Raw genomic sequence first — 14,060 nt, 5'->3', positions numbered from 1 at the left:
CTGCTGATTTTTTGCCGTGCGGCTAACGCGCGCACGCTTTGCCGCGACCGTTCTACACTGCGAACCCTCAATTTATCTTGTTGATATTGTTGAGCTTTTTGCCCCAAATCCATTAGGAGAGCGACATGAAAATGAATAAGTTACTGAAAGGCCTGCTGGGTGCTTCCGTTGCGATGGCGATGTTCGGTGCCGTGAGCGCTCAGGCGCAAACGAGCGGCAGCTCCTCGACCACCGGCGGTACCAGCGCCACTGCGCAGTCCGACCAGGCAACCGGCACTTCGTCGACCCACAAGAAGTCCAGCAAAAAGAAACATGCGCGTAAACATAGCAGCAGCTCGGGCTCGAGCGGCAGCGGCATGACCGGTTCGGGCAGCTCCAGCTCGAGCAGCGGCATGGACAGTAGCAGCGGCTCGTCGAGCAGCGGCAGCGGCACCGGCTCGTCGGGTTCGAGCGGCACCTCCGGCAGCGGCAGCATGGGCACCAGCGGTTCCTCGGGCAGCGGCAGCATGGGCACCGGCACCGGCACCTCGGGCTCCTCCGGCACCAGCGGCAGCATGGGCACCGGCACCTCGGGTTCGTCGGGCACCAGCGGCAGCATGGGCACCGGCAGCTCGGGCTCCTCGGGCACCAGCGGCAGCATGGGCACCGGAACCGGTACCGGCACCACCGGCACCGGCACCAGCTCGTCCGGCATGAGCGGCACCGGCTCGGGTTCCGGCAGCGGCACCAGCGCCACCGGCACCACCGGTACCGGTACCACCGGCACGGGCACCAGCACCACCAGCGGCGGCACCAGCGGTACCGGCGGCCGCGGCTACTGATCGTCGCGCCGGTTCGCCGGCGCCATGAAAAACACCAGCTCGCGGGCTGGTGTTTTTTTAGTGTTGCCGGAGGAAGGCGGCCACCTGCGGATGAACCGCCGCCGGATCCTCGACCACCGGCAGATGTCCGAGTCCCGGCAGCGACACGAACTGCGCCTGCGGGATCGCGCGCTGCACGTCGGCGTGTTCGGCATAGGGCACCGTCTTGTCGGCATCGCCCCATACCAGCAGCACCGGCAGGCCCTTCTTGCCCACCTTCTCGAAATCCGGCAGCGAGGATTCGTTCGACAGATGGCGGATGGTCGACAGGATCGCGCGCCCGAAGCCGTCGTAGCGCATCTGCGGCTGGAAGCGCTCGGCCCAGCCGGCCACGCGTTCCGGATGCGCGAAGTCCTCAAGCTGGCTGGTGGCCAGCGAAGGCAGGAACCATGCGCGCGTCAGCCATTCGCCGACACCCGGCCAGGCCATCACGCTGATGTCGTGCGCCCGCGTGAGGGGCGCCACCAGCACCACGCTGCGCACCCGCTCCGGATGCTCGGCGGCGAAGCGTCCGACGATCGCGCCGCCCATCGACAGCCCGAGCAGGTCGGCCTTCGGCACCTGCAGGGTATCCATCAGTTCCAGTAGCTGGTCGGCGAACAGCCGGCGGTCGTAGTCGACCTTCGGCCGGTCGCTCCAGCCGCGCCCGTACAGGTCGAAGCGGATCACCTTGAAGCCGGCCGCCGCCAGGTCCGCGCTGGTGCTGTCGAACACATAGCTGGGCACCGAAAAGCCATGCACCAGCACCACCGGACGGCCCTGTTCGGGACCGGCGATGCGCACGTGGACGATCCCGTGCGACAGGGTGACGAACTGCCCGGGCGCCTGGCGCCGCGCGTCGGCGCCGAGCGGGCCGTGCTCCATATTGCGTGCGAGGGGAATGGCGACGAGTACGGCGGCGGCAACGGCGCCCACGGCAAGCAGGATCTTGCGCAGGCGGCGTTTCGGTGTCGGGGCGGGAGCAGCGGTCATGGTGGCATCATGCGGATGGGCAATACCGCTTATTGCACACCAGACCGCGGTCTTTCGTCAATCCTTGGGCAGCATCGAGCCGGTTTCGCGGTAGCGCGTGTGCCAGGAATAGGCTTTCTCCAGCACGTGCGGGGTCTGGCCGCCGCGCTGCTGGGCTTCCGCCACGTACTCGCGCAGCATGGTCTTGTAGGGTTCGGCCGTGCAGTGTTCGATGATCGTCTCGGCACGCTCGCGCGGCGCCAGGCCGCGCAGGTCGGCCAGCCCCAGTTCGGTGACGATGATGTCGACGTCGTGCTCGCTATGGTCGACGTGGGTCACCATCGGCACGATCGAGGATATCTTGCCGCCCTTGGCGATCGACTTGGTGGCGAAGATCGACAGGTAGGCGTTGCGCGCGAAGTCGCCGGAGCCGCCGATGCCGTTCATCATGTGGGTGCCGCTCACGTGGGTCGAGTTGATGTTGCCGTAGATGTCGGCTTCCAGCGCGGTATTGATCGCGATGATGCCGAGGCGCCGGATCACTTCCGGATGGTTCGACACTTCCTGCGGGCGCAGCACCAGGCGGTCGCGGTAGCGGTCGAAGTCGCGGAACACCTGGGCGCTCTTTTCCGGCGACAGGGTGATCGAGGAGCCGGAGGCGAATTCGAGCTTGCCGGAATCGAACAGGTCGAAGGTCGAATCCTGCAGCACCTCCGAATACATGGTGAGGTCGTGGAAGGGGCTGTCGACGAAGCCGGCCAGCACCGCGTTGGCGATGGTGCCGATGCCGGCCTGCAGCGGCAGCAGGCTGGCGTCCAGGCGTCCCGCGACGATCTCGTCCTCGAAGAAGCGCACCAGGTGGCCGGCGATGGCGGCGGTCTCTTCGTCCGGCGGCAGCACCGAGGAGGTGCTGTCCGGCTGGTCGGTGATCACGATGGCGACGATCTTCTCCGGCGGGATCTCGATGAAGGGCGTGCCGGCGCGCTGCTCGACCGACATGATCGGGATCGGCTCGCGCATCGGCCGCTTCTTGGGAATCCAGATGTCGTGCAAGCCTTCGAGGCCGGTGGTCTGGGCCAGGTTGATCTCGACGATGACCTTGTCGGCCAGGATCGCGAAGCTGGCGCTGTTGCCGACCGAGGTGGTGGGGACGATCGCGCCCGTCTCCGTGATCGCCACCGCCTCGACCACCGCGACGTCGACCGGCTTGATGTGGCGGCTGCGCAGCTGTTCGACGGTCTCGGACAGGTGCTGGTCGATGTACATCACCTCGCCGCGGTTGATGGCGGCGCGCAGCACGGGGTCGACCTGGAAGGGCATGCGGCGCGACAGCGCGCCCGCTTCGGTAAGCAGTTTGTCCGTATCGTTGCCGAGCGAGGCGCCGGTCAGCAGGGTGATCTTCAGCGGCTCTGCGCGGGCGCGTTCGGCCAGCGCGGCAGGGACCAGCTTGACGTCGCCGGCGCGGGTGAAGCCGCTCATGCCGACGGTCATGCCGTCCTTGATCCAGCTTGCTGCTTCAGCGGCGCCGGTGACACGATTGCGCAGCTTGGCGCAGCGGATACGATCCAGGTATTCAGTCTTCATGTTTCTAGCTGAGCCGGTAGTCGACCGGCAGTAGGGGTGGGGGAAGCTTGGTGTCGCCCAGCGCGCTGCGCAGGTCGATCTCGATGGTGCGGCAGATGGCGTCGAGCGGCAGGTCGTGGTCGGAGGTGCCGAAGGGCTCCTCGATCTCGTCGCCGAGGGCATCCAGCCCGAAGAAGGTGTAGGCGACCAGCAGCGTCACCAGCGGGGTCAGGTCGCCGATCGCGTCGACCAGGCCGAAGGGCAGCAGGACGCAATACAGGTAGGCGGTGCGGTGCAGCAGCAGGCTGTAGGAAAACGGAATCGGCGTGCCGTGGATGCGTTCGCAGGCCGCGGCCACGCCGGTCATCGCCGACAGGGTGGCGTCGATGCCCGGTGCCAGGCAGGGTTCGAGGCGGCGCTCGCGCAGGCAGTGCCCGAGGTCGGCGCCCATCTCCAGCATCAGCGCGTGCGGCAGGTTGGGCAGGACGCGCACGCGTTCCCATTCCTGCGGCGCGATCCAGGGTTCGATATCGGCGGCGGGGTCGGTGCGCCGCAGGCGGTGGCGCAGCGCATGCGCGAAGGCGATCGCACGCCGGATCATGCGCTCCCGCACGGCGCCGTCGGGCGTGCCGCCCGCCTCGATCAGCGACAGGCACTGGCGCGCCAGGCTGCGGCTGCGCAGGACCAGTTCGCCCCATTGCTTGCGGCCTTCCCAGTAGCGGTCGTAGGCGGCGTTGTTGCGGAAACCGAGGAAGATCGCGAGGGGCAGGCCCATCAGCGTGAAGGGGATCGCGCCGATGGCGATCTTGTGGCCCCACAGCGTGCCGTGGGTCCAGGTGACGGCGACCGCCAGCAGGGCGGTGCCGAGCAGGCTTTTCCAGATGTTCGGCATCACCGAACCGCGCATCACCAGGAACAGGCGCAGGGCGGAAGGGCGGTCGCGGACGATCATGCCGGTCCCGTTCCGCGCCGCGGCTGCGGGATGAGGGTGGGATCGGTCTGCTGCATCGTCGGATGTGAAACTGCTTGAGTTGCCTTCATTGTGCAACGGGCGCAAAAACGCCTGCGTCCGGTTGAAATGGCCTTGCACCATTCTGATACTGCCGCGCGGAAATGACTAATTACGATTCCTGATGCCCGCCATGCGGTTGGTGAATGGTGCGGCGCAGCGTAGCGAGCTCAGGCAATGCGCGCGGACTGGCTCGACTGCCAGGTGCGCAGTCCGGCGATCGCTTCCTCTTTGCTCTTGGCTTCGATCTCGATCCACGGTGCGCGCGCATAGGCCGCCGGCATCGTCGAGATCAGGTCCGCATGCTGGCGGTCGTTGAAGCCTTCGCGTCCGTTCGAGATGTGGACCATCTGGTGCGCCGGATCCGGCCAGGTGGCGCGCGCCTTTTCCAGCATTGCGGCCACGCTCGGATCGTCGTAGCTGGACAGCTTTTCGCTGACGATGTGGCGGTGGGCGTCGAACACCATCGGCACGCCGCTGCGCACGCAGACGTCCAGGATCTGCTCCGCGCTGTAGGCGTATTCGTCGTTCTCCAGGCACAGGCGCGAGCGGATCGCATCGGGCAGGCCGGCGATGCGTTCGACCAGGGCGTCGCTGCGATTGGCCTTGCCGCCGTGGATCTCGAGCACGGCCCAGGGCGAGCGCGGCTGCTCCAGCAGGTCCATGATGTCGGCATGCATCTGCAGGATCTTGACGCTGTTGGCTACCACCTCGGGCGAATCGGAGCTCAGCACCACGAACTGGTCCGGATGCATCACCAGGCGCAGCCCCATCTCCGTGGCGCGGCGGCCGGTGCCGTGCCGCAACCCAAATTCGGGGTCAGAGCACATTTCGCCCAAAATTCGGGGTCAGAGCACATTTCTGGGCAATGGCTTCTCGGTACGACCGCGCCAACCAAAAGGGGCCTGGCGAAGGAGATCCGCGCGCGCCTATCACCGTTCTTTACCGAGGCTATTTCTGCAAAAAGTGCTCTGACCCCGAATTGGGGCGGAAATGTGCTCTGACCCCGAATTTAACCCCGAATTTAGGAATTAGAGGAGGGGCAGGGTGACGGTGAAGGTGCTGCCCTGGTCCTGGCCGGGGCTGCTGGCGGAGACTTCGCCGCCGTGCAGTTCGACCAGTTTGCGGACCAGCGCCAGGCCGAGACCGAGGCCGCCCTGGGCGCGGTCGAGGGTGCGCGAGCCCTGGGTGAACAGGTCGAACACCACCGGCAGCAGGTCGGGGCCGATGCCGGTGCCGTTGTCGCGCACGGTCAGGCGCGCGCGGCCTTCGCTCTCCGCCAGCGCAACCTCGATGCGGCCGCCTTCGTGGGTGTATTTGGCCGCGTTGTTGATCAGGTTGGCGGCCACCTGCACCAGGCGGATATGGTCGCCGTCGACCATCAGCGGTGCATCCGGCAGCGTCACCTCGAGCTGGTGGCGGCGTGTTTCGGCCAGGGGCCGCGACTGCTCCACCGCCTCGCTCACCACGCGCCGCAGGTCGATCGCCTGGCGGCTGATCGTCACCAGCCCGCGCGTGACCCGCGAGACGTCCAGCAGGTCGTCGACCAGGTGGCGCATGTGGGCCACCTGGCGCGCCACGATCTCGCTGATCTGCTTGACGCGCGGCTCGTGGGAATAGGCGATGCGCAGCATGTCGGCCGCGCTGCCGATCGGCGCCAGCGGATTGCGCAGTTCGTGCGCCAGCATCGCCAGGAATTCGTCCTTGCGGCGGTCCGCCAGCTGCAGCGCTTCCTCGGCCTGCTTGCGTTCCGTGATGTCGATCGCGATCGCGTGCACCACGGTGCTGCGGCCGTCCGGACCCAGCCCGAGGCGGCCGCGGATGTCGATCCAGATCCAGCGGCCGTCGTCGGCGCGGCGCAGGCGCGAGGTGGCGTGGTAGGCGCCGTTCTCGCCGCCGTTGCCGATTGCGCGGGCGACCGTCTCGTCCAGGCAGGCTCGATCGTCGGGATGGATTTGCTCCCACAGCTCGGCGACGTTGTTCCAGTGCTTGCCGAACACGCTGTGCAGATTGGCCGAGAAGCCGACCGTGCCGGTATGCGGATCGCGTTCCCACACCGCCATGCGCGCCGCCACCAGTCCCTGCTGCAGGCGCTCCTCGCTGTAGCGCACCGCGCGCTCGGCTTCTTCGAGCTGGCTGACGTCGGTGCAGGTGCCGAACCACTGGAGGATGCGGCCGCCGGCGTCGCGCAGCGGCGCGATCGAGCAGAAGAAGCTGTGGTAACGCCCGTCGGCGCCGCGCAGCGGGAAGGTCATCTGGTCGGGGACGCCACTGACGACGGCCTGCTGCCAGCGCCGCATCACCTCGGGCAGCATGCTCGGGTCGTGCAGCTTCTGCCAGTCCGCCGGCGACACCGTGCCCGGCGCGGCGCCGGTGAACTCGTACCAGCGGTCGTTGAACCAGAGGATGTTGCCGTCGGCGTCGGCCATCCACACCATCTGCGGGATGTTGTTCGACAGCTGGTGGAACTTGCGGCGCTCCGCCTCCAGGTGGGCATGCTGCTCGTACAGGCGGTCGAGCATGCGGTTGATGGCGCCGGCCAGGCTGACCACCTCACGGCTGCCGGCCAGCGGCGCGCGCTGGGTGCTGATGCCGGCGTTGCCCAGGCTGGCCGAGAAGGCTTCCAGGCGGCGCAGGTCGCGCGTCAGCCCCAGCGCCAGGCGCGAGGCCAGCAGGAACACCGTCAGTGCCAGCGCGGCCGTGATCGCGCCGATCATCAGGTATTGCGGGGCCGGCGAACCGAGCGGCTCCGGCAGCCGTCGCTCGTCCTCGCCCAGCACCAGCTTGAGGTGGGCCAGGCGTGCCGGCAGCGGCACCCGGGCGGTGATCTCGCGCGTCCGCGCCGGGCGGGCGCCGGCGGGGGCGAGCACGGCCCAGGGCGCCGGCTTCAGGTCGGCCAGGCGGACCTTGTACATCAGCGCCCCCTCCGGCGTGCGGGTGCGCGAGTAGCGCAGCAGGTAGACCCCGAGCAGCTCGCCGTCCAGCAGGGCGGCGCGCTCGTCGCCGCTGGCCAGCCGATCGCGCAGCCAGGCGGCTTCGCGTTCGCCGAAGCCGGTGGTGCCGTTGTCGGCGATTTCCTTGCCCTCGAAGTCGGTGAACATCACCTGTACCGGGATCCCGTTGATCTGCCGCAGCCCGTGCAGGAAAGGCGTCAGGTAGGTTTCCTTGCCGGCGCTGTCGACCAGGGCGGTGGCCAGGATCGGGCTGGCCGCGACGTCCGCCAGGCGGGTGCTCAGCGCTTGCAGGTTGTGGCCGACCGTGGTCGCGTGGAAGGCCACCTCGCGCTGCTGCAGCAGGTCGTTGGCGCGGTCGCGCTGGCGGTCGATCAGCCAGAACGAGACGATCGAGATCAGCAGCATCGCGGCCGCCGTCAGGATCGCGGCCGCGATCGCGAAGCGCCGCGACAGTCCGGCGGGAAGGAAGGCCGGCGCCATCCTCACTCCTGTGCCGGCACCAGCACGCCGTCGTCGCGGTAGCGCGCCATCAGCAGGTCGCCACGGCCCAGCGCTTCGTGGCGGGACGGCGTGAACGGCGGTGCGTAGTTCTTGACCAGCCCTTGCCAGGCCGGCAGGTGTTCCAGCGCGTCGCGCACCAGCTTGCGGTCGGTGCTGCCGGCGCGTTCGATCGCCTGCGCCAGGATGTGGGTGAGGTCGTAGGCGTGGGCCGCGCCGACCGGGCCCTTGATGTCCTCGATGCGATTCACCTTCGCCACCTTGGCGGCGCTGGCCAGGAAGCGCCGCACGCGTGCCGGATCGGCCTTCCAGAAGCTGAAGGTCTGGATCACGGAAAAGTCGACCTGCCGCAGTGCCGGCCCGGCCTGCTCCGCGAACTCGCCGCCGGTCACGCCCCAGTGGCTCAGGATCGGCAGCCGCTGCTCTTTCGGCAGCGCGGCCATTTCGCGCACCAGCACCGCCGCCTCGTCGTCGTTCGCGACCAGCACGATCGCCTGGGCGCCGGCCGCGCGCAGTTGCCGGTACTTGTCGACGAGGGTGGTGTCGCGCCAGTTGTACCAGGAAGTGCCGACGATCTGCATGCCGCGCATGGACTCGGCCGCGCGGGTGGCCGCCTCGGCGTTGCTGCGGCCCCAGGACGTATTCGTCAGCAGCAGTCCGATGCGGTGCAGCCGGCGCCGCTGCGCCGCCTGCAGCAGCCGCGGCATGGCCAGCGAGTCGCGCAGCGACAGGCGGTAGACGTAGTTCGGCCGCATGTCGTTGTCGACGATCGCGTCGGCCGAGGACCAGGGCGCCATGAACAGGGTGCGGGTCGACTTCAGGGTCGGCAGTTCCTCGATGACGACGGGACTGAAGCGGCCGCCGAACACCGCCACCAGGTCCGGCATCTTCGCGAATTCCTGGATGTTGCGGATGCCGCGCGCCGGGATCGAGCGATGGTCCTTGGTCACCACGGCGAGCGGACGCCCACCGAGCACGCCGCCGGCCGCGTTGATCTCGGCGATCGCCGCGCGCATGCCCAGCTCGACGGCCTGGGCCGAGGTGCTGTTGTCCAGCCCGAACTCGCCGTCGATTCCCAGCAGCACCGGCTGCGGCGCGGCGGCCTGCGCCAGACCTCCGGCCAGGGCGAAACAGGCGAGGCCGCGGCGCAGCCAGCGGCGGAGACGGGGCGGAAAGGACGGGTTCACTGGAACGGATGACGATTTAGCAATGGGAAAGACCATTTTAACGGTTTTGCCTGCACCTCCGGATTTCTTCACAAATGGAAAAAAATGTTGCGTTATCACAACCACCTGTGATGTAAAGACAGAACTTGCGTATGATGGATCAAGAGACGCGGACATCCCGTCGGGCCAAATCCTCGCCCTTAGTCGCTGCGCTCTCCGGCCTCCATCCACGTCGCCGGTAGCGCGCAGCCTTTCTATTTCCCCGAGGTGAAAATGCCACTCCATCAGCTGAAGATCGGGACGCGCCTGGGTCTCGCGTTCTCCGCCGTACTGGCCCTGTCCATCGTCCTGACCGTGATCGGCGCCCTGCGCCTGCAGCAGGTGGTCGGCGCCACCGGGGACATGGACATTGCGATCCGCAAGGCGCGCCTGGCCGACCAGTGGCGCGCCAGCAGCCGGCTCAACCGCGCCCTGATCGACACCCGCCTGCGCGCCACCGATGCGGAAGACCTGAAGGCGGTCAACGTCCGGATGAAGGCCAACAGCACCGACATCGCCGCCATCCAGAAGGAACTCGACTCCCTCGTGGTGCTCCCGGAAGGCAAGGCGCTGCTGGCCGAGCTGGCCGGACTGCGCAAGACCTATGTGGCGGCGCGCGACGAGGTGTTTGCCCTGAAGGATGGCGGCAAGGCGGAGCAGGCCGCCATCCAGCGCCTGGCCGACAGCAGGATGATCCCGGCCGTGAATGCCTACGACGAGGCGGTCGGGCGCCTGTCGGCGCACCAGACGCGCCTGTTCGACGAGGCCAAGGCCAGGGTGGCCGAGGTGGCGGCCAGCGGACGCCGGCTGCTGGTCGCCATCGGCGTGCTGGCCGTCCTGCTGGGCGGCGTGCTGGCCTGGCGGCTGACGCGCAGCATCACGGTGCCGCTGCGCGATGCGGTCGCGCTGGCGAACGCGGTGGCCAAGGGCGACCTGTCGATTCGCGTCGGCCAGGTGGCGAAGGACGAAACCGGCGAACTGATGGCCGCCCTGAACGCCATGACCGGCAGGCTGAATGCGCTGGTGACCCGGGTGCGCAGCGGCGCCGACAGCATCGCCACCGCCGCCGCCGAAGTCGCCACCGGCAACCTGGATCTCTCGAGCCGCACCGAGCAGCAGGCCGGCTCGCTGGAAGAAAGCGCATCGGCACTCGAACAGCTGACCGGCACCGTGAGGAACAACGCCGACAACGCGCGCCAGGGCAGCGCCCTGGCGGCCGGCGCTTCCAGCGTGGCCGCGCGCGGCGGCGCAGTGGTCGGGCAGGTGGTCGCGACCATGGGCGAGATCGACGAGTCGGCGCGCAGGATCGTCGACATCATCTCGGTCATCGACGGCATCGCCTTCCAGACCAATATCCTGGCCCTGAACGCGGCAGTGGAGGCGGCCCGCGCCGGCGAGCAGGGACGCGGCTTCGCGGTGGTGGCCGGCGAAGTCCGTGCCCTGGCCCAGCGTTCGGCCACGGCCGCCAGGGAAATCAAGGCCCTGATCGACACTTCGGTCGAGAAGGTCGGCAACGGCACCCGCCTGGTGGGCGAGGCCGGCGCCACCATGCAGGAAGTGGTCGTCAGCGTGCAGCGTGTGTCCGACATCATGAGCGAGATCTCGGCCGCTTCGCGCGAGCAGAGCATCGGCATCGAACAGGTAAACGGCGCCATCGCCCAGATGGACCAGGTCACCCAGCAGAACGCGGCCCTGGTCGAGGAAGCGGCGGCGGCCACCGAATCGATGCAGGAGCAGGCGCACAGCCTGGCCGAGGCGGTGAGCGTGTTCAGGCTCGATGGCGCCAGTGGGGCGGCCAAGGCGGCGCCGAAGCTTGCCACGCCGTTCCCGCGAAAGCGGGAATCCACGCTAAGCCACAGAAATCCGTACATTGGAAGCAAGTTGGTATGATTAATGTACCGACCTTGGACACTCAGTATGGGTCCCCGCTTTCGCGAGGACGACGGACGAACATGCAAAAACTCCTCATCCTCCTGGGCCTCATCCTGCTGGCCGCCGGCCTGGCCTGGCCCTGGCTGCGCCGCCTGCCGTTCGGCCGCCTCCCCGGCGACATCCACATCGCCCGCGAAGGCTTCAGCTTCAGCTTCCCCATCGTCACCTGCCTCATCGTCTCGGTCGTCGTCTCGCTGCTGCTGTGGTTCTTCCGCCGCTGAGCGGCGCTTCTTCTCCATCCCGGTCGCATTCCTTGCCGGCGCGTGCGCGTGTCGAAAAATCAACACGCGTATTCGCGATAGCAAGATTTGACAAACATGGCCAAGAAATCAACGACACAATGCGCCCCATACGAAGACGAGAGACGCTGCAGCGTCCGCCGAATTCGACACTGGCAGCTTCACGTTGAGACATAGTTTTGGAGACGAAGACATGAACGAGTCGAAGGCAGGGAAGGCGATCGCACGCACCGCGATCGCGAGCGCGGTATCGGTGCTGGTGATGGGCATGGCTGCCCAGGCCCAGGCCCAGGAGCAGGGGGCTGGCCTGGGCGAGGCGCAGACGGTGATCGTGACCGGCGTGCGCGCCGCGCTCGAGCAGTCGCTGCGCCAGAAGCGCAACGCCGATGCGGTGGTCGAGGTGGTGACGGCCGAGGACATCGGCAAGATGCCCGACAAGAACGTGGCCGATGCGATCCAGCGCTTGCCCGGCGTGAACACCCAGTCCTCTGCCGGCGGCGAGGGCGGCTTCGGCGAGAACGACCGCGTCAGCCTGCGCGGCACCAGCCCCAGCCTGCAGCAGACCCTGTTCAACGGCCATGCGATCAGCACCGGCGACTGGTTCGTGCTGAACCAGATCGGCGGCAACGTCGGCCGCTCCAGCAGCTTCTCGCTGCTGCCCTCGGAACTGGTCGGCTCCATCGTCGTGCAGAAGAGCGCGACCGCCGACCTGGTCGAAGGCGGCGTCTCCGGCGCCATCAACGTGATCACCCGCCGTCCGCTCGACTTCCGCCAGCCGCTGACCGTCGAAGCCTCGATCCAGGCCAACTACAACGACTTGTCGAAGAAGACCGAGCCGCAGGTGTCGGCCCTGGTGAGCTGGAAGAACCCGGCAAACAACTTCGGCGTGCTGCTGCAGGGCTTTTCGGAGAAGCAGAGCGTGCGCCGCGACGGCCAGGAAGTGCTGGGCTATACCCCGATCAGCGCGACCAGCGCCGCCGCCGTCGCCAATCCGGCGCTGGCCGGCGTGTCGGTGCCGACCTTCATCGGCGCCGCCCTGTTCGAACAGAAGAAGAAGCGCGAAGGCGGCGCCTTCGACATCGAGGCCAAGCCCTCGCGCGACTTCGGCATCGACCTGAACGGCTTCTATTCGAAGCTGCAGGCGCCGCACCAGAACACCAACTGGCTGGCAGCGCCGGCAAACTCGATCAACAGCAGCGGCCTGATTCCGCAGAACCCGGTGATCCGCAACGGCACCCTGGTCGGCGCCGGCTTCGTCAGCAATTCGGGCGAGGTCGACAACATCTACCGCCCGAATGCCGGCGGCGAATCCTGGTACGTCGACCTGAACGGCCGCTGGCGTCCGAGCGACAAGCTGAGTTTCACGGGCCGCATCGGCAAGACCCACGGCGTCGGCTACGACCGCGACGACGTCTACTACCAGAACAACGTCGACGGCGGCATGGTCTATGCCCTCAACGGCCTGACCCCGGCGACCGTCAGCTACCCGGGCGGGAATACCGCGAAGCCCGGCTCGACCGCCTGGGCCGGCGGCGGCGAGGCGCAGTCGGTGGACCAGGAAAAGTATGCGCAGATCGACGGCGAACTGCGCGTGCGCGACAATCCATGGGTGAACGCGGTGCGCTTCGGCGCCCGCTTCACGGATCACGACCGCACCGCCGAGCATCCGCTCGAAACCCGTCCGGGCCCGAACGGCTTCAGCAATCCCGGCCCGGTCTGGAACGGCAGCATGTATCCGTCCGATTTCGGCAAGGACCTGGGCGGCAACGTCTTCAACGGCTACTTCAAGTACGACGGTCCGGCCCTCGGCGCCTGGGGTGCGGTGCCGGGCAACCGCCTGCTCGACTACACCTTGCGCCATAACTGGCTCGACGAATTCCGCGTCGCCGAGAAGACCGCGGCCCTGTACGGCATGGCCGAATTCGGCGGCGACGGCTGGAGCGGCAATGCCGGCCTGCGCGCGGTCGAGACCCGCCAGACCACGGTCGTGAACCTGCCGGGCGGCACCGCGCCGATCACCGGCTCGGCCTTCGGTCCCTATACCCCGACCACCTTCAAGCGCACCTACCGCGACTACCTGCCGAGCGTGAACCTGAAGTTCGACGTGCGCCCCGACCTGGTGGTGCGCGGCGCGATCGCCAAGACCGTGGCCCGTCCGGACTACAGCGCGCTGGGCGGCTCGGTGTCGCTGAACGACGACGCCCTGTCCGGCAGCGGCGGCAACGTCAACCTCGACCCGGTGCGCTCGACCAACTTCGACCTCTCGGCCGAATGGTATTTCGCGCCGAAGGCGATGCTGTCGGCCGGCCTGTTCTACATGGACTTCGGCTCCATCGTGGCCCAGGGCACCAGCACCGGCAGCTACTACAACAACAAGCGCGGCGTGTTCACCGATTACCAGATCACCTCGCCGTACAACACCGGCGCCAAGAACAAGGGCGTGGAACTGAGCTGGCAGCAGCCGCTGATGAACAACTTCGGCTTCCTGGCCAACTACACCTACGCGGACGGCGAACTGGATGACGGCGGCGAGATGCTGAACTCCTCGAAGAACACCTGGAACCTGACCGGTTTCTACGAGGACGAGCGCTTCAGCGCGCGCCTGGCCTACAGCTACCGCTCGGCATACAAGGCGGGCGTGGACCGCGGCGCCAGCCAGCACGTCGACAGCATGCCCTCGCTGGCGGCTTCCGTGAACGTCAAGCTGACCGAGCACCTGACCTTGACCTTCGACGCGCTGAACCTCACCAACGAGACCATCAAGATGTACGCGGAGAACAAGGACCGTCCGCGCGCCTTCTACTCGAATGGCCGCACCTTCTACCTCGGCCTGCGCGGCAAGCTGTAAT

The 14,060-nt window shown here is 67.6% G+C and carries 10 protein-coding genes; 4 read left to right on the top strand and 6 right to left on the bottom strand.

What is annotated here, in order from left to right; genetic code table 11:
- Nucleotides 1-125 precede the first annotated feature (125 nt).
- Entirely contained in the window at nt 126-821 is a 696-nt protein-coding gene (locus AC1DOQ_RS04225) for a hypothetical protein (RefSeq protein WP_477360582.1), read from the top strand.
- Between the two features lie 57 nt (nt 822-878).
- Here AC1DOQ_RS04225 and AC1DOQ_RS04220 read toward each other — a convergent pair whose 3' ends face one another.
- From AC1DOQ_RS04220 to AC1DOQ_RS04195, 6 genes are all read right to left on the bottom strand, one after another.
- Nucleotides 879-1,832, bottom strand: coding sequence for an alpha/beta fold hydrolase (locus AC1DOQ_RS04220; protein ID WP_477360580.1), 954 nt, complete (start codon nt 1,830-1,832; stop codon nt 879-881).
- 57 nt (nt 1,833-1,889) lie between these two features.
- Complete coding sequence (locus AC1DOQ_RS04215; RefSeq protein ID WP_477360578.1) at nt 1,890-3,395, bottom strand: succinate CoA transferase; 1,506 nt, start codon at nt 3,393-3,395, stop codon at nt 1,890-1,892.
- Between the two features lie 4 nt (nt 3,396-3,399).
- On the bottom strand, nt 3,400-4,326 hold the full coding sequence (locus AC1DOQ_RS04210) for a bestrophin family protein (RefSeq protein ID WP_477360576.1): 927 nt from the start codon (nt 4,324-4,326) through the stop codon (nt 3,400-3,402).
- 227 nt (nt 4,327-4,553) lie between these two features.
- Nucleotides 4,554-5,189 (bottom strand): apurinic/apyrimidinic endonuclease family protein, encoded by a 636-nt coding sequence (locus tag AC1DOQ_RS04205; protein WP_477360575.1) that lies wholly within the window; start codon nt 5,187-5,189, stop codon nt 4,554-4,556.
- Between the two features lie 225 nt (nt 5,190-5,414).
- Entirely contained in the window at nt 5,415-7,817 is a 2,403-nt protein-coding gene (locus tag AC1DOQ_RS04200; RefSeq protein WP_477360573.1) for an ATP-binding protein, read from the bottom strand.
- Nucleotides 7,818-7,819: 2 nt separating this feature from the next.
- The gene (locus AC1DOQ_RS04195) at nt 7,820-9,022 is read right to left on the bottom strand and encodes an ABC transporter substrate-binding protein (RefSeq protein ID WP_477360571.1); all 1,203 of its coding nucleotides are present in this window, start codon (nt 9,020-9,022) and stop codon (nt 7,820-7,822) included.
- A gap of 252 nt (nt 9,023-9,274) precedes the next feature.
- Here AC1DOQ_RS04195 and AC1DOQ_RS04190 point away from each other — a divergent pair, with 252 nt between their 5' ends.
- The 3 genes from AC1DOQ_RS04190 to AC1DOQ_RS04180 all read left to right on the top strand — a co-directional run bounded on the left by AC1DOQ_RS04190 (nt 9,275) and on the right by AC1DOQ_RS04180 (nt 14,059).
- Complete coding sequence (locus tag AC1DOQ_RS04190; RefSeq protein ID WP_477360569.1) at nt 9,275-10,930, top strand: methyl-accepting chemotaxis protein; 1,656 nt, start codon at nt 9,275-9,277, stop codon at nt 10,928-10,930.
- A gap of 62 nt (nt 10,931-10,992) precedes the next feature.
- Nucleotides 10,993-11,193, top strand: coding sequence for a DUF2905 domain-containing protein (locus tag AC1DOQ_RS04185; protein ID WP_477360567.1), 201 nt, complete (start codon nt 10,993-10,995; stop codon nt 11,191-11,193).
- A 211-nt stretch (nt 11,194-11,404) separates the two neighbouring features.
- Nucleotides 11,405-14,059 carry a TonB-dependent receptor gene (locus AC1DOQ_RS04180; protein WP_477360565.1) on the top strand — a complete coding sequence of 885 codons (2,655 nt, stop codon included), beginning with the start codon at nt 11,405-11,407 and terminating at the stop codon, nt 14,057-14,059.
- The last annotated feature ends 1 nt before the right edge of the window (nt 14,060 follow it).

The organism is Massilia sp. 01N417 (genome assembly GCF_056399645.1).
Note: the sequence above shows the minus strand (reverse complement) of the source record. Positions and strands in the feature narration are given on the sequence as shown.